The organism is Gordonia terrae (assembly GCF_001698225.1).
Classification (GTDB): domain Bacteria; phylum Actinomycetota; class Actinomycetes; order Mycobacteriales; family Mycobacteriaceae; genus Gordonia; species Gordonia terrae.
The window spans coordinates 4,658,098-4,681,782 of the sequence record NZ_CP016594.1 but is presented as its reverse complement, the minus strand read 5'-3'; the positions used below and the strand labels follow the sequence as shown (position 1 = coordinate 4,681,782).

The window sequence follows — 23,685 nt, the reverse complement described above, 5'->3', positions numbered from 1 at the left end:
ACATGACCACGTCAACTTCGGTGCCGCCGGAGACCGGGGAGGCCGGACCGCCGGCTCCCGATGAGCACGACCAGAAGTCGGTACTGCTGTCCCGCTGGGGGCGTTCGGTGGGTCCGCTCGTCGCGCTCGTCGCACTGTGTGTCGTCTTCTCGTTCACCGCCGACTCGTTCTTCACACTCGGCAACCTGAACGCGATCATCCAGCAGGCCGCGATCCCGTTGATCCTCGCGATGGGAGCGACGCTCGTCGTCCTGATCGGCAGCGTCGACCTCTCGATCGAGGGCGTGATGGCGGCCAGCGGACTGACGTTCGTCCTGCTGGCGGCCAACAGCGTGAACGGGAACGACCTGGGCCTGTTCGCGGTGGTCATCGCCATCGGGGTGGGAGCGCTCTTCGGCCTCGTGAACGGTGTCCTCCACGCGGTCGCGAAGGTGCCCTCGTTTCTCGTCACCCTCGGCACCTGGTTCGTGGGGCTCGGCGTCGCGACCGTGCTGTTCGGCACCAGCACACCGCAACTGGCGGACGCGGGGCTGGGGGAGTGGGCGCAGGGCGCCTGGCTCGGCATCCCGATCATCGTCGTCTTCGCCGTCGCTGCGCTCCTGCTGACCTGGTTCCTGTGTCGCTGCACCTCCCTCGGAACGCAGACGTACGCGGTCGGCGGCGACGAAGGGGTCAGCAAGGTGACCGGCATCAATGTCACCAGGACGAAGATCGTGCTGTTCACCTTCGCCGGGCTCATGTCGGGACTGGCCGGAGTGCTCGCCACGATCCGCCTCGGTGTCGGCGACGTCGGTGTCGGCTCGGGCAATCTGTTCCTCACCCTGTCGGCGGTCGTGGTCGGCGGCACGCTGCTCAGCGGCGGCCGCGGCGGACCATTGCACGCGCTCGTCGGAATCCTGCTCCTCGTGGTCCTGGGCAACGGGTTGCTGCTCTCAGGTGCGAGTCCTTACATCCAGCAGGGCGCTCAAGGCGTGATCATCATCGCCGCGGTGATCGCGACCGGATGGCCCGCCCGCAACCGATTGAGGGTCGTGAAATGACACCGTTGCTCCAACTCGACGGAATCACCAAGCGCTACGGACCGAATGTGGTCCTCGACGATGTGTCGCTGACCGTGCACAAACACGAGGTGATCGGCCTCATCGGAGAGAACGGCGCGGGCAAGTCCACTCTGCTGAAGATCCTCGCCGGGGTACATCGTCCCGACGCCGGTGTGATGCGGGTCGACGGCACCGAGCTCGTCTTCGCCGACCCGGCCGATGCCGCCCGCCACGGCGTGGGCGTCGTCCACCAGGAACAGTCACTCCTGCCGAACCTGACCGTCGCCGAAAACCTCACGCTCGGCTCGGAATCGGAGTTCGCCCGGCTCGGGCTGATCCGCCGCGGCGCCCGTCGCCGGGCGGCGCAGGCCATGCTCGACCTGGTCGATTCCACCGTGGCTCCCGATACCCCGACCGAGGACGTGGGATTCGCCGAACGGCAGATGATCGAGGTCGCCCGTGCGGTGAGCGATCGTTCGTCGGGACACGCACCCCTTCTCGTCCTCGACGAGCCGACGTCGGTGCTGCAGCCGGCCGATATCGAGATCCTGCACCGTCGCGTGATGGCGCTGCGTGAGATCGGCTCGGTGATCTTCGTGTCGCATCGGCTCGACGAGGTCCTGCGGTTCTCCGACCGCGTCTACGTGCTGCGAGACGGCAAACTCGTCGGCGAACGCACGACGGCGGACGTCGATGAGCGAGAGCTCTACGCGATGATGATCGGCAAGGAGGCCGCGGACGAGATCTACTGCACCGGAAGACGTGAACCCGTGAAGGAGGCGCCCCCGGTCCTCGACGCCCGGAACGTCACGGTGTCCGGCAGTGTCCACGATGTCTCCCTGGCCGTTCGGCCCGGCGAGGTCGTGTGCATGGTCGGCGTCGCGTCGTCGGGCCGAGAGGAGTTCGCTCGGGCGATCTTCGGAGCCGAGCCGGCGCAGGGCACGGTGTCGATCGGCGGTTCCGGTCTGCTCCCGGCGTCACCCAGACAAGCAGTGGCAGCCGGAGTCGCCTATCTCCCGGCCGAGCGCCGGTCCGAGGGGTTGGTCGCGGGCGCCTCTGTCGCCGACAACATCTGCCTCAGTCATCCCGCGCGCGGGCGCCGGGGACGGGCCGCGGCCGCTCGGCACGAGGCCCGCGAGTGGATTCGGCAGTTGCACATCCGACCTGACGACCCTGACCTCGACATCGCAAGGCTGTCCGGCGGAAACCAGCAGAAAGCTGTGCTGGCCAAGTGGATTCGCGATGACGGATTGTCGGTGTTGATCCTCGACCACCCGACTCGCGGACTGGACATCGGCGCGAAAGAAGATGTCTACCGGCTGATCCGGGACCTGTCCGCGCGCGGCGTGGGAGTCCTCGTACTCGCCGACACCCTCGACGAGGCGATCGGCCTCGGGCACCGCATCGTGGTCCTCCGCGATGGGCGGGTCACGGCCGAATACGACTCCGTCGCCACCGAACCACCCACCAAGATCGAGCTACTCGAGAAGATGATGTGACATGGCCGAGACAACGATGACCTCACCGCTCCCGTCGCGCAGCCTCACAATGCCCGGAGGACTCCCGTCCGCGGCGGCGATGCGGACGGCCGGGCCGCCGGCGCTGCTGCTTGTCCTGCTGGGACTCGTCACGATCGCCGAACCCAACTTCTTCTCGTCGACCGCCCTCTCGGTGGTGACCGCCCAAGCGCTGCCGATCCTGCTGCTCGGACTGGGGCAGATGTTCGTCATCCTCACCGGCGGCATCGACCTCTCGGTGGCCGCCGTGTGCTCGCTGGGCACCGTGATCCTCGCGCAGACGATCGGGGCGACCGGTCCGCTGGCGATGCTGATCACCGCGGCCGCGACGGCAGCCATCGGCGCCCTGACCGGTCTGCTCACCACCATCGGACAGGTGCCGTCCTTTGTGGTTTCCCTGGGCGCCCTCGGCTTCTGGGGGGCGATCGCGCTCGCTCTGTCCGGGTCCACCACGATCTACATCGACACCAACTACGGCGCGATCTTCTGGCTCAGTTCGGTCACTTTCCTCAGCATGCCGCTCGCGGTGTGGATCGGAGTGCTCATCGCTGCCGCGATCTGGGCTTTCATGCACTACCACCCGCGCGGCAACATCTTTCACCTTGTGGGACTCGGGGAGCGGGCGGCCCTCATGGCAGGTATCCGCACCCGGGGTGTTCGCGTCCTCGCCTTCGCGCTGTCGGGGCTCTTCGCAGGTCTCGCGGCGATCGTCTTGTCCTCTCAGCAGCAGAGTGCCGCACCGCAACTCGCCGACGCCCTGCTCTTGCCCGCCATCGCAGCCGTCCTCGTCGGCGGGTGCGCGATCACCGGCGGTATCGGCAGCGCGTGGAAGGTGATCGTCGGCGCCCTCATCGTGACCGTCCTCCGCGTGGGCGGATCGGTCGCCGGCGTCGACCCCAACTATCAGCAGATCGTGTACGGCGCGGTGGTCATCGCGATCGTCGTTCTCACTCTCGATCGCAGCAAACTCGCCATCATCAAATAGACCATCTCTGGAGGTACACACCATGTCTCGAACAGTTCGCGGAGCCGTCATCGACGCCATCGGCGGGAAGTGGAAGGTCGAGGACCTCGACCTCGCCGAGCCCGGTCCGGGCGAGGTCCGCATCAAGGTCATGGCATCCGGTCTCTGCCATTCCGACGACCACCTCGTCACCGGTGACATCCCGAACGCGCTGCCGATGGTCGGCGGGCACGAGGGCGCCGGCATCGTCGATGCCGTGGGTCCGGGTGTGCGGCGACTGGCCGTCGGTGACCATGTCGCCACGGCCTATCTGCCGGCGTGCGGTCGCTGCCGGTGGTGCTCCCAAGGCATGCAGTACATCTGCGACACCGGTGCGGGGATGGAGAACGGGTTCGGCCTCGAGGGCAATCCGCGCTTCAGCCGTACGTCCGGTCAGCCCATCGGCGCCATGCAGCGACTCGGCACCTTCGCCGACCACCTGGTCACCGACGAGTCGCAGGCCGTGAAGATCGACGACGACCTGCCCTTCGACATCGCCTGCCTCGTCTCCTGCGGCGTCGCCACCGGATGGGGCGCCGCCGTCAACGCCGCTCATGTCCGGCCGCGCGAGACCGCGATGATCATCGGGGCCGGCGGAGTCGGGATGAACGCGGTGCAGGGCGCACACCACGCCGGTGCCGCCTACGTCGTCGCCGTCGACCCCGTCGACTTCAAGCGTGAGCAGGCGATGAAACTGGGTGCCACGCACGCCTTCGCCTCGATCGCCGAAGCCGTCCCGTTCGTCGAATCGGTCACCAACGGGCAGGGCGCCGACTCGGCCGTCATCACGGTCGGCGTCGTCGACGGCGCGCTGATCGCCGAGGCCTTCTCGGCGGTCCGCAAGGAAGGCCGCGTGGCTCTCGTCTCGATCGGCCAGAACGAGCCCGGCATCCCGATCAGTCCGCTCGAGATCGTCACCTACGCCAAGACGATCCGCGGCGTGCTGTTCGGCAACTGCAACCCGACCAGCGACATCCCGGCGCTGCTGGACTACTACAAGGCAGGTCAGCTCAAGCTCGACGAACTGATCACCGCGCGGTACACGATCGACCAGATCAACGAGGCCTACGTCGACATGCACGCGGGCAAGAACCTTCGCGGCGTGCTGATCCACGAGCACTGACAAGCGCCCGTCGCATCGTTCCCCTCATCTCGACCCTCTCGACCAGGAGTTCCACATGCAGATGACCACCGCCGCCGACCCCGCGACCATCCGTCGATACGGGATCTTCGTCGACGGGGCCTTCGACGACGCGGACGATCGATCCACGATTGTCCGGCACAGCCCGGTCGACGGACGCGAGCTCGCCGTCTACGCCGCCGGCGACCGCACCGACACCCTGCGCGCGATCGCGGCGGCGCGGCGCGCCTTCGACGACGGTCCGTGGCCGGCGTCGACGTCGATGGACCGGGCCCGCACCCTGCTGCGGGTCGCCGACCTGATGCGGGCGAATGCCGAACGTCTCGCACGCATCGAGGCCGAAGAGACCGGAAAACCGTTGCGCTACGCGGAGAGCGATGTCGCCGGAAGCGCTGAGCTCTTCGAGTACGCGGCCGGGCTCGCGATGGCGGCCCACGGTGAGGCGCACACCGGACTGGGGGAAGGGGCCACCGCGCTGGTGGTCCGTGAACCCGCCGGCGTGGCCGGCATGATCCTGCCGTGGAACTTCCCCCTGCTCCTACTTGCCCAGAAGTTGCCGTTCGCCCTCGCGGCGGGATGCACCGCCGTCGTCAAACCGTCCGAGTTCACCTCGGGCACGGCGCTCGAACTCGCGGGCATCCTCGTCGAAGCGGGTGTGCCCGCCGGCGTCGTCAACGTCGTCACGGGCTACGGCGCCGATGTGGGGGCGGTGTTGGCCGAGAGTCCCGACATCGACCTGCTGTCGTTCACCGGGAGCACCGCGACCGGTCACGCCATCACCGCAGCGTCGGCGGGAACGGCCAAACGGTTGTCGATGGAACTCGGGGGCAAGGCCGCCAACATCGTTTTCGACGACGCCGACCTCGACGACGCCCTCGACGGGGTGCTGTTCGGTGCGTTCTTCAACAACGGCGAATGCTGCGTCGCGGGATCGCGTCTGCTCGTGCAGGATTCGATCGCCGACGCGTTTGTGGAGCGACTGGTCGCGGCCGCGCGGCAGGTTCGGGTGGGTGATCCGCTCGACGGGTCCACCGACGTCGGCCCGATGATCCACGGCGGTCACCTCGAGAAGGTCCGGGCCCACGTTGCCTCTGCGGAATCCCACGGCGGGCGGATCGCGGTGGGCGGCGGGGTTCCGCTCGGAGAGGACACCGCGTCCGGGCATTTCGTGGAGCCGACGGTCGTGCTCGACGTCACCGAGGTCTCGCCGGAATTCCACCAGGAGATCTTCGGTCCGGTGCTCACGGTGACCAGGTTCGCCGACGCCGCGGAGGCCGTGGCGCTCGCGAACGCGACCGAATACGGACTCTCGGGCTCGTTGTGGACCAAGAACATCGACCGGGCGCTCTCGGTGGCGAAGAAACTGCGCAGCGGGCGGGTCTGGGTGAACACCACGATCGACGGTGGGCCGCAACTCCCCGCGGGCGGGATGAAGCAGTCCGGCTACGGCCGCGAGATGGGCAACGCCGGTTTCGAGGAGTTCACCGAAGTGAAGACCATTCTGATCCGGGAAGGCAAGCGCACGAAGGCTTTCCCTCATATCGACTGACGGCTGCCGGCAGGCGCGGTGACCGGAAACGACGGCACCCGGGCGGGATCTCCTCGGAGACCACCCGGGTGCCGCCGTCGTAACGATGGTGCGACGCGGGACGGCGTCAGCCCCGCGAGGGCTCGTTGGCCGCGTCGGGATGCGAGGCGAGGCGGTCGATCGCTTCCTGAGCGACCTTCTCGGCCTGGTCGCGACCGACCCACCCGCCCGGCTGGACCTCCTTGCCGGGCTCGAGGTCCTTGTAGTGCTCGAAGAAGTGGGCGATGGGTCCCAGCTCGTACTCGGACACGTCGGAGATGTCCTTGATGTGGTCCCAGCGCACGTCCTTGGCCGGGACGCACAGGAGCTTGTCGTCACCGCCGGCCTCGTCGGTCATCGTGTACATGCCGACGACCCGTGCCCGCACGATGATGCCGGGGAACACCGACTCGGGGAGCAGGACCAGCGCGTCGAGCGGGTCGCCGTCCTCACCGAGGGTGCCGTCGATGTAGCCGTAGTCGGCCGGGTAGCCCATCGAGGTGTACAGGTAGCGGTCGAGGTAGACCTTGCCCGTCTCGTGGTCGACCTCGTACTTGTTGCGGCCACCTTTGGGGATCTCGATGGTCACATCGAATTCCACAGTTCCTCCTGGCAGTCTTGATCGGGGATGCCGCGTCGGGCCGAAACGCCCGCACGCTGCCCCAACGATACTGTTGGTCGGGCGACCTCGATGTTCGTACCCCTCGTTGTGCGTACATCCGGGCCCGTTCCATCGACCGTGAACCGTGAGAGACCCGGAGGCTTTGTGGGCGCATCCACCCGAAACGGCGGTCGTCGCGGTCGGAGACTTTTGTGGTGGACGATCACCGCGGTGGTGATCCTGGCCCTCGTCGCCACGGCGTCGGTCGTGATCGCGCTCCGCATCGACCGGGAGCCGGAACTCCCGCCCGGGGTGCCGCCGCAACCCGCCGCGGTCGCCGTCGACCCGCGGATCGACCCGGTGGTCGACACCGCGCCGGAGCCGACGCCGCCAGGGGTCCTGCGAGCGATCACGCCCGCACTGCGCAATCCCGCGCTGGGCGAGCTCAGCGGCAAGATCAGCGATTCACTCACCGGTGAGGTCCTCTGGACGAGAACCCCCAACCGTCCCCGCATTCCCGCCTCGAACGCCAAGATCCTGACCGCCGCCGCCGTCCTCGAGGCCGTGCCGCACGATCAGCGACTGACGACGACGGTGGTGGCCGGCAGCAACGGGCAGGTCGTCCTCCGGGGCGCGGGTGACCCCACCCTGTCCGCCCAGCCCGCCGGAACCGACACCTTCTACACCGATCCGGGACGCATCGCCGACCTCGCGCGCCAGATCGAGGAGACCGAGATCCCGGTGACCTCGGTGGCCGTCGACCTCGGCGCGTTCTCCGGGCCGACGATGGACACCACCTGGGATCGGCGGGACATCCAGGGTGGCGACATCGCGCCCATCGAATCACTGATGGTCGACGGTGCCCGGTTGGAACCGCTCGACGAATACTCGCCGCGCACCGCGACGCCGGGACTCATGGCCGGCGAGGCGCTGGCCGCCGCGCTCGGTGTCGAGGAGCCGGTCACCGAGGTACGCGGTACCGCCTCGAGCGGATCCGGCGACGAGCGCGTGATCGCGAAGGTCCAGTCGGCTCCGCTGGTCACCCGGGTCAACGACATGCTCCGTTACAGCGACAACGTGCTCGCCGAGACGCTCGCCGTCGAACTCTCCGTGCATCGCGGCGGGCAGCCGACCCACGCGGGTGGGGTCGAGGCGATCGAGCAGGTGCTCTCGTCGGAGTTCCCGGGCCAGTGGGCCGGTACGACACTGCACGACGCGTCCGGGATCTCCTATGCGAACCGGACCACGCCGGAACTGCTCGACGCGGTGATGACCGCCGCGAGTGGCCCCGCCAAGCCGGCCCTGCGCCCGATGCTCGACGGGCTGCCGATCGCCGGTGGCACCGGCACACTCGCCGACCGGTTCGACGCCGCCGACAACCCGGGCGCGGGGTGGGCACGGGCGAAGACCGGAACACTGACCGGGGTCAGTTCGTTGACGGGCATAGTGCAGACAGTCGACGGCCGCGTGCTGTCGTTCGCCCTGATGTCCGGCGGCACCTCGCCGGCGGACGCGCGACCCGCCCTCGATGCGGTGGTGGGTCAACTGAGAGAGTGCGGGTGCCGATGATCACGTCAGGAATCGCCGGGCCGGCGGCAGCGGAAGCCGGGACCGAGACCGGGATGCCGCCGGAATCGGGCGCCGAGGACACCGTCGAGCGAGAACGCCGACCGGGTATCGGTTCGCAGATCGACTGGTCGCTGGCCGCGTCCACGGCGAAACGACTCGCCCGCCCCGGCCCGAAGACGACCGCGTACACCTACGAGGCGGCGCGCGCCGAACTGGCCGACGCCGCCACCCGCGCCGAGGCCCCGGTCCGAGAGGTCACGGGTCTGGCCGACGGCCTGCGCGTACCGACCACGCGGGTCCTCGACCGGGCCGGCTGGATCGACGCCGCCTCCCTGTCGATGCGATCGATGCTCGGTTCCGACGAGGAATCCGCCGACGCGGGCTCCCCGGGACTCGGGGCACGATTCGGCGGACTGCAGGCCGGTGGTCTGCTCGCGTTCCTGTCCACCGCGATCCTCGGTCAGTACGATCCGTTCACGCCTGATCCGGAGACCGGCGAACCCGGAGTGCTGATGGTGGTGACGCCGAACATCATCAACGTCGAACGTCAGCTCAAGGTGATCCCGTCGGACTTCCGGCTGTGGGTGTGCCTCCACGAGGTCACCCACCGCGTGCAGTTCTCGGCCAACCCGTGGCTACGTGACTACATGCAGGACAACGTCGCGGTGCTCACCTCCGACGCCGGCGAGTCGACCACCGAGATCGTCACGCGGATGACCAAGGCGCTCAAGGGTTCCGACGGCCCGCGCGAGAAGGGCGTGATCGGGGCGATGCAGTTGCTGCAGAGTCCGGAGCAGCATGCCGCCTTCCAGCGGATGATGGTCCTCGGCACCCTGCTCGAGGGGCACGCCGATCACGTCATGGATGCGGTCGGTCCGGCGCACGTGCCGTCGGTGGCACGTATCCGCACCGCCTTCGACAAACGCCGCACCGCACCGCAGAATCCGGTGCAGCGACTCATCCGGGCCCTCATCGGGATGGATGCCAAGCTCGCGCAGTACATCCGCGGTAAGGCCTTCGTCGACGCGGTGGTCGAGGCCGTCGGCATGGAACGGTTCAACACGGTGTGGACCTCACCGGACACGATGCCGCTGCCGAACGAGATCGACGACCCGCGGGCATGGATTCAGCGGGTCTTGTGAGAAAGGCGGTCGCGGATTTCGCGGCCGCTCACCGGCTCGGTTCCGAGGTCTGCGTGGGACTCTCCGGCGGTCCGGACTCGCTCGCGCTGACCGCGGCGGCCGTCGGCGCGGGCCTCGACGTCACCGCGCTGGTCGTCGATCACGGGCTCCAGCCGGGCTCCGCCCAGGTGGCGAGGACCGCGGCCGACGCGGCGAGTGCTCTCGGAGCCCGAGTCGAGGTCCTGCCGGTGCGGGTGGGCCGTCGCGGAGGTCTCGAGGCCGCCGCGCGCGACGCCCGATACGCGGCGCTCGACGCGGCCCGCGGTGACCGCCCGGTTCTGCTCGGTCACACCGCCGACGACCAGGCCGAGACCGTGCTGCTCGGGTTGGCGCGTGGTTCCGGGGCACGGTCGATCGCCGGTATGCGCGTCTGGAAAAACCCCTGGGGCAGGCCGTTTCTCGGGGTCCGCAGACAACAGACCCTGGCGGCGTGCACCGAACTGGGACTCGCTGCCCACCACGACCCGCACAATCGAGACCCGCGATTCACTCGCGTCCGGCTTCGCTCCGAGGTCCTCCCGTTGTTGGAGGACACGTTGCACGGTGGGGTCGTCGAGGCGCTGTGTCGTACCGCCGCGGGGGTTCGGGCCGACAACGACGCGCTCGACGACTGGGCGGCCCGGGTGCTGGCCGAGTGCGGTCGCGACGACGGCCTGGCGATCGGGCCACTGCTCGACGCGCCGCCGGCGATCCGGACGCGTGTGCTGCGCGCCTGGCTGCTCGACAACGGGGCGACCGAACCGACCCACCGGGTCATTTCGGCCGTCGCCGACCTGCTGGACGCGACGGCCACCGCCGACCGGACCCAGATCGCCGTGGGTGGCGACCCCGCGGTGCGTCGTGTTGTCATCCGGTCCGGCGACACACTGACGGTCCGCCTCACCGCGAGGTGAGACCGACCGTCAGTGTGGGTTCCGCGGCTATCGACGCGGAGGCGTGAAGGGCGAGTTGATCGTCTCGAAGTAGTGGATTCCCGCACCGATCAGCGTGCCTCCACCGCCCAGTGCGAGGCCGGCGATGCCGCCGATCGCGGCTGCCGGCGCGACGCCCACGAGGCAGCCCACCACCACGGCGACGAGTCCGATGACGCAACCGATCACACCGCCGACGATTCCACCGACGACGGTTCCGACCAATGTCCCGACCGATGTGCCGGTGCGGAGTTGGGACTGGAATCGTTCGAGAGCCTGATCGTCGCGTTCCTGCCGCGTCTGCGGAGCCGCGACATTGTGCCGAGCCACGCCGCGCAATTTCTCGACCTCGGTCGGATTGAGCGCCGACGAACGTGCGGCGTCCCGCGACGGAATGAGCGTGACCTTGTTCCCCGCGGTCCGGGTGTCGATCGGGAACTGCCGGAATTCGTTGCGGTAGGTGAGCGGCATCCGGAAGAGTTCCGCGCCGGCGATATCCCGGATCGTCAGATTCCCGTTGTCCGTGCTCACCGATGCGTTGTGCACGGTGAGAGTGAGTGCCGAGGCATTCCAGGACGCGTCGTAGGTCGCGGCCGGGGCCCGCTGAGGTGCAGCTTCGGCCGTCGAGGCAAAGGCTGTGACGACAGCGGTGACCAGCACCAGAATCGCGCTGAGGCGTTTTTTGCGCAGGGGGGTACGCGAAGTGGGGAACACTAAATGCTCCTTCTTGTCCACACAGGACAGGGCGTGAGAAGGGAGGGGATTCAGAGGTCTGGTGCTCAGCTCTCTGCTTTCGAGAATGTCAGACGCTTGATCCACATCGAAACGCATCCCCGCAGAATGGTGCCTGTGTGATGAGTTGTTATGTGACTGTTATTCGCATAGCAATTTCGCGAAATGTCGGTGTGAACGGAGATGAATGGTGTGAGCAGGTGATTCTTGGAAGAACCGCAGGTCGCCTTTCGTCATTTCTCTGATCGACGGCTGCCGGCCCCGCCGAGGTACCCGTTCGTCGCGGCGTCGGGAAAACATGACAAGCTGGAACCGTGCAGTTTGCCGATCCGTACGCCGCTGACATCGACGCTGTCCTGATCACCGAAGAAGAGATCAAGCAGCGCACCGCCGAACTCGCCCAGTCCGTGGCGTCGCGCTACGCCGACATCGACGAGGATTTGGTCCTGATCGGTGTCCTCAAAGGCGCGATCATGTTCATGACCGACTTCGCGCGGTCGCTCCCGATCCCGTCGCAGATGGAGTTCATGGCGGTGTCGAGCTACGGGTCGTCGACGTCGTCGTCGGGTGTGGTCCGCATCCTCAAGGACCTCGACCGCGACATCGAGGGACGTGACGTGCTGATCGTCGAGGACATCATCGACTCGGGCCTGACGCTGTCCTGGCTGATGAAGAACCTCGCCACGCGTTCGCCGCGCAGCCTCGAGGTGTGCGCCCTGCTGCGCAAGCCCGACGCCGTGCGCTCCACGATCAGGGTCGCCGACGTCGGTTTCGACATCCCCAACGAGTTCGTCGTCGGGTACGGCCTCGACTACGCCGAGCGGTACCGCGACCTGCCCTACATCGGTCGCCTGAAGCCGTCGGTGTACACGCACTGACGCGACTTCCCGCGTGACTCACGCGCCCGACCTGCGAGGGAACGGTTTCACCAGCGTGATCGTTGACCGGTAGCCTCAATGTGTACGTCGACGGGAAGGACATGGGAACGGCGTCGGCACCGGGATTGAACCCGCGAGCCCGCTCGACCCCCACCAACTGGCATGAACCGTAAGACAGTCTTCCGCAACCTCGCCATCCTGGCGCTCATCCTGCTCGCCCTCTGGGGCTGGAGCGTGATGAGCGACTCCGGTCGGGAGTACCGCGGCGTCGACACCTCCGTCGCACTGCAGCAGCTCAACGACAAGAACACCAAGTTCATCAGCATCGACGATCGCGAGCAGCAGCTCCGGATCGAGCTCAAGTCGCCGATCAAGGTCAACGACGCCGACGCCGACAAGATCAGCGCCAAGTACCCGGCGCAGGCAGGCGACCAGGTCTTCGAGGCCGTCCAGGGCACCGGCACCCCGTACACGACCAACGTCAACGAGCAGTCCGTCCTGTGGCAGATCCTGATCTTCGTGCTGCCGATGATCCTGCTGTTCGGCTTGTTCTTCTTCGTGATGAGCCGCATGCAGGGCGGTGGACGCGGTGGGGTCATGGGCTTCGGCAAGTCGAAGGCCAAACAGCTCACCAAGGACATGCCGAAGACGACGTTCGCCGACGTCGCGGGCGCGGACGAGGCCGTCGAAGAGCTCTACGAGATCAAGGACTTCCTGCAGAACCCGGCTCGCTACCAGGCGCTGGGCGCGAAGATCCCGCGTGGCGTGCTGCTCTTCGGCCCGCCCGGAACCGGCAAGACCCTGCTGGCCCGCGCCGTCGCCGGTGAGGCCGGCGTCCCGTTCTTCACGATCTCCGGCTCCGACTTCGTCGAGATGTTCGTCGGCGTGGGTGCGTCACGTGTGCGCGATCTGTTCGAGCAGGCCAAGAACAACAGTCCGTGCATCATCTTCGTCGACGAGATCGACGCGGTCGGCCGCCAGCGCGGCGCGGGCCTCGGTGGCGGTCACGATGAGCGTGAGCAGACCCTCAACCAGCTCCTGGTCGAGATGGACGGCTTCGGCGACCGCTCGGGCGTCATCCTGATCGCGGCGACCAACCGTCCCGACATCCTCGACCCGGCCCTCCTCCGACCGGGCCGCTTCGATCGTCAGATCCCGGTCGGCAACCCCGACATGGCGGGTCGCCGGGCGATCCTCAAGGTCCACGCCAAGGGCAAGCCGATCGACTCCGGTGCCGATCTCGACGGTCTCGCCAAGCGGACACCGGGGATGTCCGGTGCGGATCTGGCCAACGTCGTCAACGAGGCGGCGTTGCTCACAGCGCGTGAGAACAAGCAGACGATCACCGCGGAGGCGCTCGAGGAAGCGGTCGACCGGGTCATCGGCGGGCCGCGCCGCAAGTCCCGGATCATCAGCGAGCACGAGCGCAAGGTGGTCGCGTACCACGAGGGCGGGCACACCCTGGCCGCGTGGGCGATGCCGGATCTCGACCCGATCTACAAGGTCACCATCCTGGCTCGTGGACGGACCGGCGGTCACGCGCTGGCCGTTCCCGAGCAGGACAAGGACCTGATGACCCGCTCGGAGATGATCGCCCGGCTCGTGATGGCGATGGGCGGCCGTGCCGCCGAGGAACTGGTGTTCCACGAGCCGACGACCGGCGCGTCGTCGGACATCGACCAGGCGACGAAGATCGCGCGTGCGATGGTCACCGAGTACGGCATGAGCTCCAGACTGGGCGCGGTGCGCTACGGCCAGGACCAGGGCGACCCGTTCCTGGGCCGGTCCATGGGGTCGCACTCCGACTACTCCGCGGAGATCGCGAGTGAGATCGACGACGAGGTGCGCCGGCTCATCGAGGCCGCGCACACCGAGGCGTGGGCCATCCTCACCGAGTACCGGGACACCCTCGACGTCCTCGCCACCGAACTCCTCGCAAAGGAGACGCTGACCCGCAAGGACCTGGAGAAGATCTTCTCCGACGTCGACAAGCGTCCGCGGATCACCACCTTCAACGATTTCGGCGAGCGCACCCCCAGCGACAAGCCGCCGGTGAAGACCCCGGGCGAGCTCGCCATCGAACGGGGCGAGCCGTGGCCGCCGCCGGAGCAGGCCAAGATCCCCGAACCGGTGGGAGCCGGCTACCCGGGTGCCCCGCAGGTCCCGGGTCAGGTCCCGAACTATCCGCCGATGTACCCCGAACCGGGGACACCGGGCGGACCGACACCGCCGGCGCAGGGCGGCAACCCCGAACCCCGGTACCCCGACCACGGGTATCCGCCGGCTCATCCGGGACCCCAGTATCCGAACCCCCAGTACCCCAACCCCCAGTACCCGAACCCGAACTACCCCAACCCGCAGTACCCGGATCCGGGTGCGGGCCGCAGCGGATCGGGCGGGTCCTACGGCGGTGGAACGCGTCCGGATTACGGCGCGCCGCGGGATTGGTCGGCACCCGGCTGGCCACCCGAGCCCGAGCCGCGGCCGGGCCGCAACGGCGACACCAACGGCTGGGGACACCGCGCCGATGACGACGACTCGCGGCCGAGTTCGTAAAGTGGCCGGATGAGCATCAACGAGCGGCAGGACGCCGTACTCGCCGGACCTCGATCGGAGTTCGACCAGGCGCGTGCCGAGGCCGCGGTGCGTGAATTGCTGCTCGCGGTCGGGGAGGACCCCGACCGCGAGGGCCTCATCCGCACGCCCACCCGGGTGGCGAACGCCTACCGCGAGATGTTCGCCGGTCTCTACACCGAGCCCGACGACGTCCTCGCGACGACGTTCGACGAGGACCACGACGAGCTGGTGTTGGTCAAGGACATCCCGATGTACTCGACCTGCGAACACCACCTGGTGTCCTTCCACGGGGTCGCTCACGTCGGCTACATCCCCGGTACCTCCGGTCGGGTGACCGGGCTGTCGAAGCTGGCCCGGCTCGTCGACCTGTACGCGAAGCGCCCGCAGGTCCAGGAACGTCTCACCAGTCAGATCGCCGACGCGATGATGCGCAGGCTCGAACCCCGCGGGGTCATCGTGGTGATCGAGGCCGAGCACCTGTGCATGGCGATGCGGGGGATCCGTAAGCCCGGCGCGACGACCACGACGTCCGCGGTCCGCGGCATCTTCAAGACCAGTGCGGTGTCTCGCGGCGAAGCCCTCGACCTGATCACCCGGTGACGACGGCGCACCCGGTCCTCGCTCGCGGGGGAGTGCACCGGACCCTCGTGATGGGTGTCCTCAACGTCACCGCGGACTCGTTCTCCGACGGTGGCCGATACCTGGATGCCGATGCCGCGATCGCGCATGGACTCGAATTGATCGAGCAGGGTGCCGACCTCATCGACGTCGGCGGCGAGTCCACCCGCCCCGGTGCGGTCCGGGTCGATCCGGAACTCGAGACGGCGCGCGTCGTACCGGTGATCAGCGAGCTCGCCGCTCGCGGCGTGGCGGTCTCGGTCGACACGATGCGTGCGCCGGTGGCGGCCGCAGCGGTGGAGGCAGGCGCGGCGATCGTCAACGACGTCTCGGGTGGGCGTGCCGACGCCGACATGGCGCGGGTCGTCGCCGATGCGGGGGTGCCGTGGATCCTGATGCACTGGCGTCCGGCCGGCGACAGCCCCGACCGCCGGTTCACCCACCGCAGCGGGGATGTCGGGGGTTATCGGGACGTGGTCGCCGAGGTCAGCGGTGAGCTGCTCGCCCAGGTCGACGCCGCCGTGTCGGCCGGTGTGGACGCCGACCGCCTGATCCTCGACCCGGGTCTGGGTTTCGCCAAGACCGCCGAACACAACTGGGCCCTGCTGCACGCGCTGCCCACCTTCACCGGGCTGGGTTTCCCGGTTCTGGTCGGCGCCTCCCGCAAACGTTTCCTCGGCACGCTGCTGAGCCGCGACGGCGCGGACCGCCCGCCCGCCGGGCGCGATGCCGCCACCGCATCCGTGTCGGCTCTCGCCGCCGCCGCGGGCGCCTGGGGCGTGCGTGTCCACGATGTCGCCGGCAGCCGCGACGCGGTTGCGGTCGCCGCGGCCTGGCGCGCCGGCGGTTCCCGAACCTCTTCACCGGTAGGAGACTCGAATGGCTGACCGGATCGAACTGCGTGGCCTGAAGGTCCGTGGCAATCACGGTGTGTTCGACCACGAGCGGGCCGACGGCCAGGACTTCTTCATCGACGTCGTGCTGTGGCTGGACCTGCAGGCCGCCGGGGAGTCCGACGACCTCGCCGACACCGTCGACTACGGTGCGCTCGCGCAGCAGGTCGCGGACATCGTCGGGGGCGAACCGCGCAACCTCATCGAGAAGGTGGGCGCGGAGGTCGCGGACTCGATCATGACCGACGAGCGCATCAGCGCGTGCGAGGTGACCGTGCACAAACCGTCGGCGCCGATCCCGTTGACCTTCGACGACGTCGCGGTGGTGACCCGTCGTTCCCGCAAGGGGACACGATGAGCCGCGCGGTCCTCTCGGCGGGGTCCAACGTCGGTGACCCGATGGCGTATCTGCGTTCGGTCGTCGAGGGTTTCGCCGACGAGCTGATCGCGGTGTCCGCCGTCTATTCGACGCCCCCGTGGGGCGGGGTGGAACAGGACGACTTCCGCAACATCACGCTCGTCGTCGAGGGTCCGCACGATGCCCGGCACTGGCTCGAGCGTGGTTTCGAACTCGAGCGCGCGGCCGAACGGACCCGGGATATTCGCTGGGGGCCAAGAACTCTCGACGTCGATGTGATCACCGTGACCGACGCGGGCGGCGTCGTGGTCGCCGACGACCCGGACCTGACGCTGCCCCATCCCCGTGCGGCGCAACGGGCTTTCGTGCTCGTCCCGTGGCTGGAGATCGAGCCCGCCGCCACCCTGTGGACCCCGGCGGGTGTCCGTGCGGTGGCCGGCCTCGTCGCGGGGCTCGACGCCACCGAGCGGGATGCGGTGCGCGCGGTCGGCCGTCTGACCGGGGCCGACTCGTGAGTGCGCCGGAGCCGCGGCGGCCGGATCAGGACGACGAGCAGAGCGGCCTCGGTCCCACCCGGGTCCGCGATCTCGCCGCGATCGCGGCGGTCACTGCCGTCGTCGCGTGGATCCTGGTGCGGTACAACTATTCCGATTTCCCGCCGTTGCCGTTGCTCGCCGGTGTGGTGCTGTATGTGCTTGCGGCACTCGAGATCGTCATCGCCTTCGTCGTCCGCTCCCGCGTCGAATCCCGAGACGTGGGTCGCGCGCGGGGGCAGCTTCATCCGCTCACGGCGGCGCGAGTGCTGGCCCTGGCCAAGGCTTCTGCGATCCTCGGTGCGATCGCCGTCGGAGTCTGGCTGGGGTTGCTCGCGTTCCTGCTCGGGCAACACGACCTGGCCGCCGCCGACCATGACCGGCCGGGTGCCATCGTCGGACTCGTCGGCGGCGTGGTCCTCGTCGCCGCGGCGCTGTGGCTGGAGTACTGCTGCCGAGCCCCTGACGACCCGTCTGCGGTGGGCGATTCGTGACGGTTGCCGCGACTGGCGGTGGGGTCGCAGATGTGTCGCCTAACATGCGGACTATCTGAGAAACTCCGCACCCGCCTGACGTCCGAATGTACTCACAGCGGGTAAATTCACGATCATGACGACCTCGAACGGCCGTGCCGCCGACTCGCGCCGGTCGAGTCGGTCACCGGCTCAGTGGTTGCTCGGCCTGTTGATCGTGCTCGCCCTGGTGGCCAGCATCCTCATGGTCTTCACCGACCGATTGTCGATCACCGGCTCGCTGGCGGTCATCGCGGCGCTGTGGGCGGCCGTCATCGGCGCGATCCTGGTGACGAAGTTCCGACGGCAGGCGGAGAGTGCGGAGGCGAAGAGCCGGGACCTTCGTCTCGTCTACGAACTGCAGCTCGAACGCGAGATCGCGGCGCGTCGTCAGTACGAACTCGACGTCGAGACGACCATCCGCAAAGAGGTGACCGCGGAGTCCAACGAAGAACTGTCCGAATTGAAGGCACAGGTCCTGGCGCTGCGCTCCAGCCTGGAGATGCTCCTCGGCGAGCCGCTCCCGGACCAGCGGGTCGCGTTGTCCAGCGAGAAGATGCGCGAACTGGCCTCGGGCCTGAACGACGAGTCCGGGACAGGACGTCGGGCCGGCGCTTCGTTCGGTGGTGACTTCACCGGCGACCTGGGGGGCGTGTCCTCCTACGGCGCGACCTACGCCGACGACGGGCTGCTCGCCGCCCGCGACTTCGCGGCCACCGCTCCCACCACAGACGACGGGCGGCACACCGGTCCGGTCGACCCCAACGAGATGACCGAGGTGATCCCGATCGTCACCGACGATCCGATCTCGGGTCGCATCGCGACGGCGGTCCCGCCCGAGGCGGTCGGCGCCGGTGACAGGCCGGGCGATGACGAGGCGCCCGGCGCCTATGTCCCGAACGCCGATGTGCCAGACGCCGGTGTGTCCGACGCCGAGATCGTCGACACCGACGGTCCCGATGCCACGCAGGCGGCCACTCCGACCGCCGGTTCCGCCGGCACGGGCGCCGTCGAGTCCCCGTCGCTCCCGTTCTCCGGCGGTTTCTACCTCGGTAACGACGCCGAGGAGTCGGCACCCCCGACCGCCGATACGCCGACCGCCGACACGTCGCCCGAGGTCGGCGCCGCGGATCAACCGCTGTACACCGACGACACCCCGACCGATGAGTGGGCGACCGGCACGCCCGCCGGTGCTCCCGACGCCGAGGCCCCAGACGCCACCGACACCGATGACGACGTGGAACCGCCCGCGTTCCTCTCGGCCGCGGGCCGGCACGAGAATCCGCCCGGTGGCCGGGCCGCGGAGTCCTACGGTGGTGGCCGCCGACGACGCGCCTCCGACGACGACGCGGAATCGGCGCACTCGGCGGGGCTGCCGGTCTCGGAACTCCTGAACCAGTTGCGTTCGCAGGCCGAGACGTCCGGGGGCGGGCGACGCCGCCGGAACGGCTGAGCCACCGGTCAATCCCCCGAACGTTTCTGTCATCCGTTCGGGTCACATCCGTGACGTTGCCGCGATTTCGGCCGTGCGAGTTGGACGATCGCCCTAGTATTCCCGTATGAGCGAGACGCTCGCTGGTGGGGAGTTCGGTCTCGGACCCGGGTCCGGTCCGTCGATGGTCGCGATCCGCCACACCGACCGGGGGAACGCGGTCAAGCAGTCGCTGGTGAGTGCCGCCCTGTTCCTGCCGGTCTTCGCGTGGTGGCCGACTGTGCTGTGGCTCTTCGCATTCGACCCGCTGGACGGCACCCCGTTCCCCGAGTACTACGCGAATCTCCAGGCCAACGGGCCCGAGGCGAGCCTGCTGTTGATCTGGTCGCTGACCGCCCTGATGCCGTTGTACACGGTTCTCGTGCTGGGGATCTGGGCGCGGAGCCCGCTTCGGTCGGGTATCGCGGTGGCGATCGGCGCGGTCGGCGCGCTCGGATTCTGGGGCGGCCAGGTGCCCGTCCTGGTGCGGTCGGGTGAGTACCCGATCCTCACCTTCTGTTCGGAGAACATGCCCGCCTTCGTCGTCCTCCTGATCGTCGCGTGGTCGGTCGCGCGTCGGCGTGGATTCTGGTGGGTCCTGGCGGTTCCGGTCATCGCTCTGCTGGCGATCAACGCCTATGAGGGCTGGGCGTGGAATCCGGTCGACGCGATCGTCGACGGTACGGGACGACTCCTCGACGTCCCGGCCTCGCAGGTGCTGGATCCCTTCTCGCCGAGATTTCGTTCGCCCTTCGACGACGTGATCGACATCGTGGCGGGGATCGTCACCCTGTGGGTGGTCGATTCGGTGTTCGGTGCCTTGTCGCGGCAGGGGCGCGACCCGCAGCAGTCCCGGGCCCGCTACTACTGACACTCACGAAAACCCAGCGGAGACAGAAGATTCGGGTCAGAACTGCATCGCCACGGCTCGCCCGACGGTGAATGCGATGAACCCCAGGCTCAGGACGACGCCCAGCGCACACAGCAACCGGGAGAGTCGGCGGGCCGAGTTCGGCTGACCGCGACCGGCCAGATACCAGCCGGCCACCCCTACCGGCAGGCCCAGCCCGCCGACGACGCTCAACGGAACGGCCGCGACGCCGCAGGCGAGCGCCGCGGTGGTGCGCCGGGCCGGGCGGGTGTCGACCGGCGGTGGGTCCAGCACCGGGAGGTCCTGTGAGGACCGAACGGTCGGTAATTCTGGAACATGCTGCGGCACAGTATGGCCCGGTAATCCCGAATAGGCGGTCGCACCCGCGTGCGTCCTCGGTGGACCGGTTCGCGACGCGCGGCCGCGCGGTGGGACTGCGGCGGTTGCGGGAATCGCGGCGGTGGGCGCGTGGACGGTCGGAGTGAACTGGGCCGCTCGCCTCGCTCCCGGCGCCGGTACGAACGTGGTGGTGTCGATCGCCGAACGGAGCTCCGCGGCAAAGGCTCCCGCCGATGACGGCCGGTCGGCCCGGTCCTTCGCGAGCCCGGAACGCACCACGGCGGCCACTGCCCGCGGGACGTCGGGCCGGAGGGCGGACACCTCGGGAGGCGGTGTGCTGAGGTGGTGGTGGATCATCATCGCCGGTGTGCGTGCGGTGAACGGGACGGTGCCGGTGAGCAACTCGAACACGCTGCAGGACAGGGAGTACACGTCGCTGCGGGCATCGAGGGAGCCGGCCGAGAGCTGCTCGGGTGACGAGTACGGAAAGGACCCGATCACCAGGTCCGTCGAGGTGAGTGAGGTTGCGCCGCCGTCGGTCGATCGCGCGATACCGAAGTCGGCCAGGCGAATTCGGCGTCGCACGGCAGAGCCCGGAGAGCGTGGGTCGGACTCCTCGCCGCTCAGCAGGATGTTCGCCGGTTTGACATCTCGATGGAGCAGCCCGCACCGATGCGCGTGATCGAGTGCGGCGCCGATGGCGTCGCCCACGGCCGCGACATCGGCCAACGGAAGTCCCCGGGGGGAGGTGGCGAGCAGCGCGGCCGCATCCGTTCCGGGCACATACTGCATCGAGATCCAGAGCCGTCCGTCGACCTCACCCCGGTCATAGACGCTGACGATGCAGGGATGGTCGAGCTGGGCGGCGAGGTCGGCCTCACGGGTGAACCGGGCACGGAAGGTCGGATCGTTCGAGACGTGCTCGGCGAGCAGCTTGATGACGTCGTGGCGGGGGAGTCGTGGATGACGTACGAGGTACACCTCGCCCATGCCGCCGGCACCGATCTTGCGCACGACCGTGTATCCGGCGAACTCTGTGCCCGGTTGCAAGCTCATGGGCAGACCTTCGTGTGCAGGCGGGGCGGTAGCGGCGGCGGCCGCCTCAGACTACGCCGCTTCAGCCCAGGTCATCGAGGGTTCCGTCGTTCGGTCGACAACTCCGGGGGCGGGCCCGTCCCGGCATCGAGGTGACACCTGTCACAGAGGTTGGCACCGGCCGCGGTGTCGGACCTACTCTTGCTCTGCAACGTCTGGTACCCGTGCCGACGCCGCCGCGCCGAGTTCGCTCGCGTGACGGTCGCTCCGGCAGAGGCGGGACTGGAACGAGACTCTGGAGGACAGCGGTGACCTCACCGAGCGGTGGAATGCCGTCCGCACGGCGAGCCGGTGGCGATGACGCCGTCGGCGATGGCCTGCATCCTGATCACCTCGTCTCGGACGACGCGTTTGCACGGTCTGCTCCCACCGATCCCTTTCCGGGAATGACGAACCTGCCGGCACCGGCTCGGCTCACCGTCGGTCTCATCTCCGCCGGTCGTGTCGGCACCGCGCTGGGCGAGGCGCTGGAGAAGGCCGGGCACGTGGTCGGTGCCGTCGTGGCCCGTTCGCCCGAGTCCCGCGGCCGGGCTGCGCGTCGGCTTCCCGAGTCCGAGGTCCTCGATCTCGACGAGGTCGTCGCACGCTCCGAGTTGTTGCTGCTCAGCGTGCCTGACGCAGCCCTGAGCGCCGTTGTCGAGCAGATCGCGTCCTCCGATTCGCTTCGGCCCGGGACGATCGTGGCGCACACCGCGGGTGCGCACGGAGTCGCCGTGCTGCAACCGGTGACCGAACGCGGGGCACTGGCGATCGCGCTGCATCCCGCGATGACGTTCGTGGGGTCGGAGGACGACACCGCTCGTCTCACCAACGCGTGCTTCGCGATCACCGCCGCCGATGCGGTGGGCGAGGCCATCGCGTCGTCGCTGGTGCTGGAGATGGGCGGCGACCCGGTGCGGATCGCCGAGGCCGATCGCACGCTCTATCACGCCGCTCTGGCGCACGGCGCCAACCATCTGATCGCCCTGATCTCCGACGCGGTCGTCGCGCTGAATGCCGCGATCGACCACTCCGGCCGCGACACCGCGACCGTCGACGGGCACGGCAACCGCCTCGCCGAACGCATCCTCGGCCCGCTGGTCGCGGCGTCGTTACGTAACGTGCTGGAACTCGGCCCGTCGGCACTGACGGGGCCTGTCGCCCGCGGCGATGCCCCTGCGGTCACCCGGCATCTGGCAGCGCTGCGCACCGTGCCCGGCGGCGCCGGACCGCACGGCATCGCCGACGCGTACCGCACACTCGCACGACGTGCGGCAGACCACACCGATGCGCCGCAGGCGTTGATCGACGCACTGGAGGACCGATGACAGCACCACACGGAGGAGGCGGCGTGAGCGGCCCGCTCGACGGACAACCCACCTACTCGGCCGGTCGCATGACCGTGCATCGGGAGCCGGCGTCACTGAGCCGTGTCACCCGCGCGCTACGGGCCGCGGGCAAGCGCGTCGTGCTGGTCCCGACCATGGGCGCCCTGCACGCCGGCCATCTCCAGCTCGTCAAGGCCGCCAAGGCCAAGGGCAACACGGTCGTGGTGGTGTCCGTCTTCGTCAATCCGCTGCAGTTCGGCGCGGGCGAAGACCTCGACGCGTATCCGCGCACCCTCGACGCCGACCTCGCTCTGCTCGAGCCGCTGGGCGTCGAGTTGGTGTTCGCACCGTCCGCGTCGTCGATGTATCCGAACGGTCCGCGGACGACAGTGCACCCGGGTGCGGCGGGTGGGATCCTCGACGGCATCTCGCGCCCGACGCACTTCGCGGGGATGCTGACCGTGGTCCTCAAACTGCTCAACATCGTCGGACCGAATGCGGCCTTCTTCGGCGAGAAGGACTATCAGCAGCTGGTGCTCATCAAGCAGATGGTGACCGATCTGAATCTCGACGTCGACGTCGTGGGGGTCCCGACCGTACGGGAACCCGACGGGTTGGCCATGTCGTCGCGCAACCGCTACCTCACCCCGGAGCAGCGGGAACTGGCGACAACGCTGTCGGCCTCGCTCGTCGCCGGCGCCCACGCGGCCGAGGGTGGGCGCGACGCCATTCTCGCCGCCGCGCACTCGGTGCTGGCCACAGTGCCGGAGATCGAGCTCGACTACCTGGCGCTGCTCGGACGCCAGCTCGAGGAACCACCCGAGAAAGGCCCGGGACGCCTGCTCGTCGCGGCCCGGCTCGGCAACGCGCGCCTGATCGACAACGTGGGCGTGAGCATCGGCGGACTCGCCGCGCTCGAAGAAGAAATCGCCTGGACCAACGCCACCGCAACCACGACAGAGGGACGATGA

The 23,685-nt window shown here is 68.7% G+C and carries 22 protein-coding genes; 19 read left to right on the top strand and 3 right to left on the bottom strand.

The window, feature by feature from the left end:
* Positions 1 to 2: 2 nt before the first annotated feature.
* Genes BCM27_RS20725 through BCM27_RS20705 form a run of 5 tightly spaced genes read left to right on the top strand, consistent with a single transcriptional unit; the run spans position 3 to position 6,250 of the window.
* Positions 3 to 1,040, top strand: coding sequence for an ABC transporter permease (locus BCM27_RS20725; protein ID WP_004020796.1), 1,038 nt, complete (start codon positions 3 to 5; stop codon positions 1,038 to 1,040).
* Complete coding sequence (locus BCM27_RS20720) at positions 1,037 to 2,539, top strand: sugar ABC transporter ATP-binding protein (RefSeq protein WP_004020797.1); 1,503 nt, start codon at positions 1,037 to 1,039, stop codon at positions 2,537 to 2,539. The genes BCM27_RS20725 and BCM27_RS20720 overlap by 4 nt, the downstream gene beginning before the upstream one ends.
* A 49-nt stretch (positions 2,540 to 2,588) precedes the next feature.
* On the top strand, positions 2,589 to 3,542 hold the full coding sequence (locus BCM27_RS20715) for an ABC transporter permease (RefSeq protein ID WP_051987068.1): 954 nt from the start codon (positions 2,589 to 2,591) through the stop codon (positions 3,540 to 3,542).
* Positions 3,543 to 3,564: 22 nt separating this feature from the next.
* The gene (locus BCM27_RS20710) at positions 3,565 to 4,683 is read left to right on the top strand and encodes a Zn-dependent alcohol dehydrogenase (protein WP_004020799.1); all 1,119 of its coding nucleotides are present in this window, start codon (positions 3,565 to 3,567) and stop codon (positions 4,681 to 4,683) included.
* A 55-nt stretch (positions 4,684 to 4,738) separates the two neighbouring features.
* Entirely contained in the window at positions 4,739 to 6,250 is a 1,512-nt protein-coding gene (locus BCM27_RS20705) for an aldehyde dehydrogenase family protein (protein WP_004020800.1), read from the top strand.
* A 106-nt stretch (positions 6,251 to 6,356) separates the two neighbouring features.
* Here the strand turns inward: BCM27_RS20705 and BCM27_RS20700 are convergent, their stop codons facing one another.
* Complete coding sequence (locus BCM27_RS20700) at positions 6,357 to 6,869, bottom strand: inorganic diphosphatase (protein WP_004020801.1); 513 nt, start codon at positions 6,867 to 6,869, stop codon at positions 6,357 to 6,359.
* A gap of 234 nt (positions 6,870 to 7,103) precedes the next feature.
* Between BCM27_RS20700 and dacB the strand changes: the two genes are divergently transcribed.
* From dacB to tilS, 3 genes are read left to right on the top strand one after another with little or no spacing between them, the layout of a single operon-like run.
* Entirely contained in the window at positions 7,104 to 8,438 is a 1,335-nt protein-coding gene (gene dacB / locus BCM27_RS20695; protein ID WP_033205104.1) for a D-alanyl-D-alanine carboxypeptidase/D-alanyl-D-alanine endopeptidase, read from the top strand.
* Entirely contained in the window at positions 8,435 to 9,580 is a 1,146-nt protein-coding gene (locus tag BCM27_RS20690) for a zinc-dependent metalloprotease (RefSeq protein WP_004020803.1), read from the top strand. The genes dacB and BCM27_RS20690 overlap by 4 nt, the downstream gene beginning before the upstream one ends.
* Complete coding sequence (gene tilS / locus BCM27_RS20685) at positions 9,577 to 10,512, top strand: tRNA lysidine(34) synthetase TilS (RefSeq protein ID WP_004020804.1); 936 nt, start codon at positions 9,577 to 9,579, stop codon at positions 10,510 to 10,512. The genes BCM27_RS20690 and tilS overlap by 4 nt, the downstream gene beginning before the upstream one ends.
* A gap of 27 nt (positions 10,513 to 10,539) precedes the next feature.
* Here the strand turns inward: tilS and BCM27_RS20680 are convergent, their stop codons facing one another.
* Positions 10,540 to 11,244, bottom strand: coding sequence for a DUF8020 domain-containing protein (locus tag BCM27_RS20680; protein ID WP_004020805.1), 705 nt, complete (start codon positions 11,242 to 11,244; stop codon positions 10,540 to 10,542).
* A 332-nt stretch (positions 11,245 to 11,576) separates the two neighbouring features.
* Between BCM27_RS20680 and hpt the strand changes: the two genes are divergently transcribed.
* The 9 genes from hpt (at position 11,577) to BCM27_RS20635 (ending at position 19,973) form a co-directional block, all read left to right on the top strand.
* Positions 11,577 to 12,140 (top strand): hypoxanthine phosphoribosyltransferase, encoded by a 564-nt coding sequence (gene hpt, locus BCM27_RS20675; protein WP_004020806.1) that lies wholly within the window; start codon positions 11,577 to 11,579, stop codon positions 12,138 to 12,140.
* Positions 12,141 to 12,302: 162 nt separating this feature from the next.
* The gene (ftsH, locus tag BCM27_RS20670) at positions 12,303 to 14,696 is read left to right on the top strand and encodes an ATP-dependent zinc metalloprotease FtsH (protein WP_004020807.1); all 2,394 of its coding nucleotides are present in this window, start codon (positions 12,303 to 12,305) and stop codon (positions 14,694 to 14,696) included.
* A 9-nt stretch (positions 14,697 to 14,705) separates the two neighbouring features.
* On the top strand, positions 14,706 to 15,317 hold the full coding sequence (gene folE / locus BCM27_RS20665; RefSeq protein ID WP_004020808.1) for a GTP cyclohydrolase I FolE: 612 nt from the start codon (positions 14,706 to 14,708) through the stop codon (positions 15,315 to 15,317).
* Between the two features lie 50 nt (positions 15,318 to 15,367).
* Entirely contained in the window at positions 15,368 to 16,222 is an 855-nt protein-coding gene (folP, locus tag BCM27_RS20660) for a dihydropteroate synthase (RefSeq protein ID WP_004020809.1), read from the top strand.
* Positions 16,215 to 16,586 (top strand): dihydroneopterin aldolase, encoded by a 372-nt coding sequence (gene folB / locus BCM27_RS20655; RefSeq protein ID WP_004020810.1) that lies wholly within the window; start codon positions 16,215 to 16,217, stop codon positions 16,584 to 16,586. Before folP ends, folB begins: the two co-directional genes overlap by 8 nt.
* Complete coding sequence (gene folK / locus BCM27_RS20650) at positions 16,583 to 17,101, top strand: 2-amino-4-hydroxy-6-hydroxymethyldihydropteridine diphosphokinase (protein ID WP_004020811.1); 519 nt, start codon at positions 16,583 to 16,585, stop codon at positions 17,099 to 17,101. Before folB ends, folK begins: the two co-directional genes overlap by 4 nt.
* Positions 17,098 to 17,613, top strand: coding sequence for a DUF3180 domain-containing protein (locus BCM27_RS20645; protein ID WP_004020812.1), 516 nt, complete (start codon positions 17,098 to 17,100; stop codon positions 17,611 to 17,613). The genes folK and BCM27_RS20645 overlap by 4 nt, the downstream gene beginning before the upstream one ends.
* Before the next feature lie 115 nt (positions 17,614 to 17,728).
* Positions 17,729 to 19,084: a DUF6779 domain-containing protein gene (locus BCM27_RS20640; protein WP_033205073.1), complete on the top strand. Its 1,356-nt coding sequence runs from the start codon at positions 17,729 to 17,731 to the stop codon at positions 19,082 to 19,084.
* 106 nt (positions 19,085 to 19,190) lie between these two features.
* Complete coding sequence (locus tag BCM27_RS20635; protein WP_004020814.1) at positions 19,191 to 19,973, top strand: hypothetical protein; 783 nt, start codon at positions 19,191 to 19,193, stop codon at positions 19,971 to 19,973.
* A 36-nt stretch (positions 19,974 to 20,009) separates the two neighbouring features.
* Here BCM27_RS20635 and BCM27_RS20630 read toward each other — a convergent pair whose 3' ends face one another.
* A complete protein-coding gene (locus BCM27_RS20630) occupies positions 20,010 to 21,368 on the bottom strand; it encodes a serine/threonine-protein kinase (protein ID WP_004020815.1) in 1,359 nt (452 codons plus the stop codon).
* A 287-nt stretch (positions 21,369 to 21,655) separates the two neighbouring features.
* On the opposite strand from BCM27_RS20630, the gene BCM27_RS20625 reads away from it, so the two are divergent.
* Positions 21,656 to 22,714, top strand: a complete 1,059-nt coding sequence (locus BCM27_RS20625) for a Rossmann-like and DUF2520 domain-containing protein (protein WP_033205071.1) — start codon at positions 21,656 to 21,658, stop codon at positions 22,712 to 22,714.
* A gap of 23 nt (positions 22,715 to 22,737) precedes the next feature.
* Complete coding sequence (gene panC, locus BCM27_RS20620) at positions 22,738 to 23,685, top strand: pantoate--beta-alanine ligase (RefSeq protein WP_004020817.1); 948 nt, start codon at positions 22,738 to 22,740, stop codon at positions 23,683 to 23,685.

Coding starts and splice junctions, on each gene's coding strand:
- BCM27_RS20725 (WP_004020796.1), top strand. CDS start 3: ATGACCACGTCAACTTCGGTGCCGCCGGAGACCGGGGAGGCCGGACCG.
- BCM27_RS20720 (WP_004020797.1), top strand. CDS start 1,037: ATGACACCGTTGCTCCAACTCGACGGAATCACCAAGCGCTACGGACCG.
- BCM27_RS20715 (WP_051987068.1), top strand. CDS start 2,589: ATGCCCGGAGGACTCCCGTCCGCGGCGGCGATGCGGACGGCCGGGCCG.
- BCM27_RS20710 (WP_004020799.1), top strand. CDS start 3,565: ATGTCTCGAACAGTTCGCGGAGCCGTCATCGACGCCATCGGCGGGAAG.
- BCM27_RS20705 (WP_004020800.1), top strand. CDS start 4,739: ATGCAGATGACCACCGCCGCCGACCCCGCGACCATCCGTCGATACGGG.
- BCM27_RS20690 (WP_004020803.1), top strand. CDS start 8,435: ATGATCACGTCAGGAATCGCCGGGCCGGCGGCAGCGGAAGCCGGGACC.
- ftsH (WP_004020807.1), top strand. CDS start 12,303: ATGAACCGTAAGACAGTCTTCCGCAACCTCGCCATCCTGGCGCTCATC.
- folE (WP_004020808.1), top strand. CDS start 14,706: ATGAGCATCAACGAGCGGCAGGACGCCGTACTCGCCGGACCTCGATCG.
- folP (WP_004020809.1), top strand. CDS start 15,368: ATGGGTGTCCTCAACGTCACCGCGGACTCGTTCTCCGACGGTGGCCGA.
- folB (WP_004020810.1), top strand. CDS start 16,215: ATGGCTGACCGGATCGAACTGCGTGGCCTGAAGGTCCGTGGCAATCAC.
- folK (WP_004020811.1), top strand. CDS start 16,583: ATGAGCCGCGCGGTCCTCTCGGCGGGGTCCAACGTCGGTGACCCGATG.
- BCM27_RS20640 (WP_033205073.1), top strand. CDS start 17,729: ATGACGACCTCGAACGGCCGTGCCGCCGACTCGCGCCGGTCGAGTCGG.
- BCM27_RS20635 (WP_004020814.1), top strand. CDS start 19,191: ATGAGCGAGACGCTCGCTGGTGGGGAGTTCGGTCTCGGACCCGGGTCC.
- BCM27_RS20630 (WP_004020815.1), bottom strand. CDS start 21,368: ATGAGCTTGCAACCGGGCACAGAGTTCGCCGGATACACGGTCGTGCGC.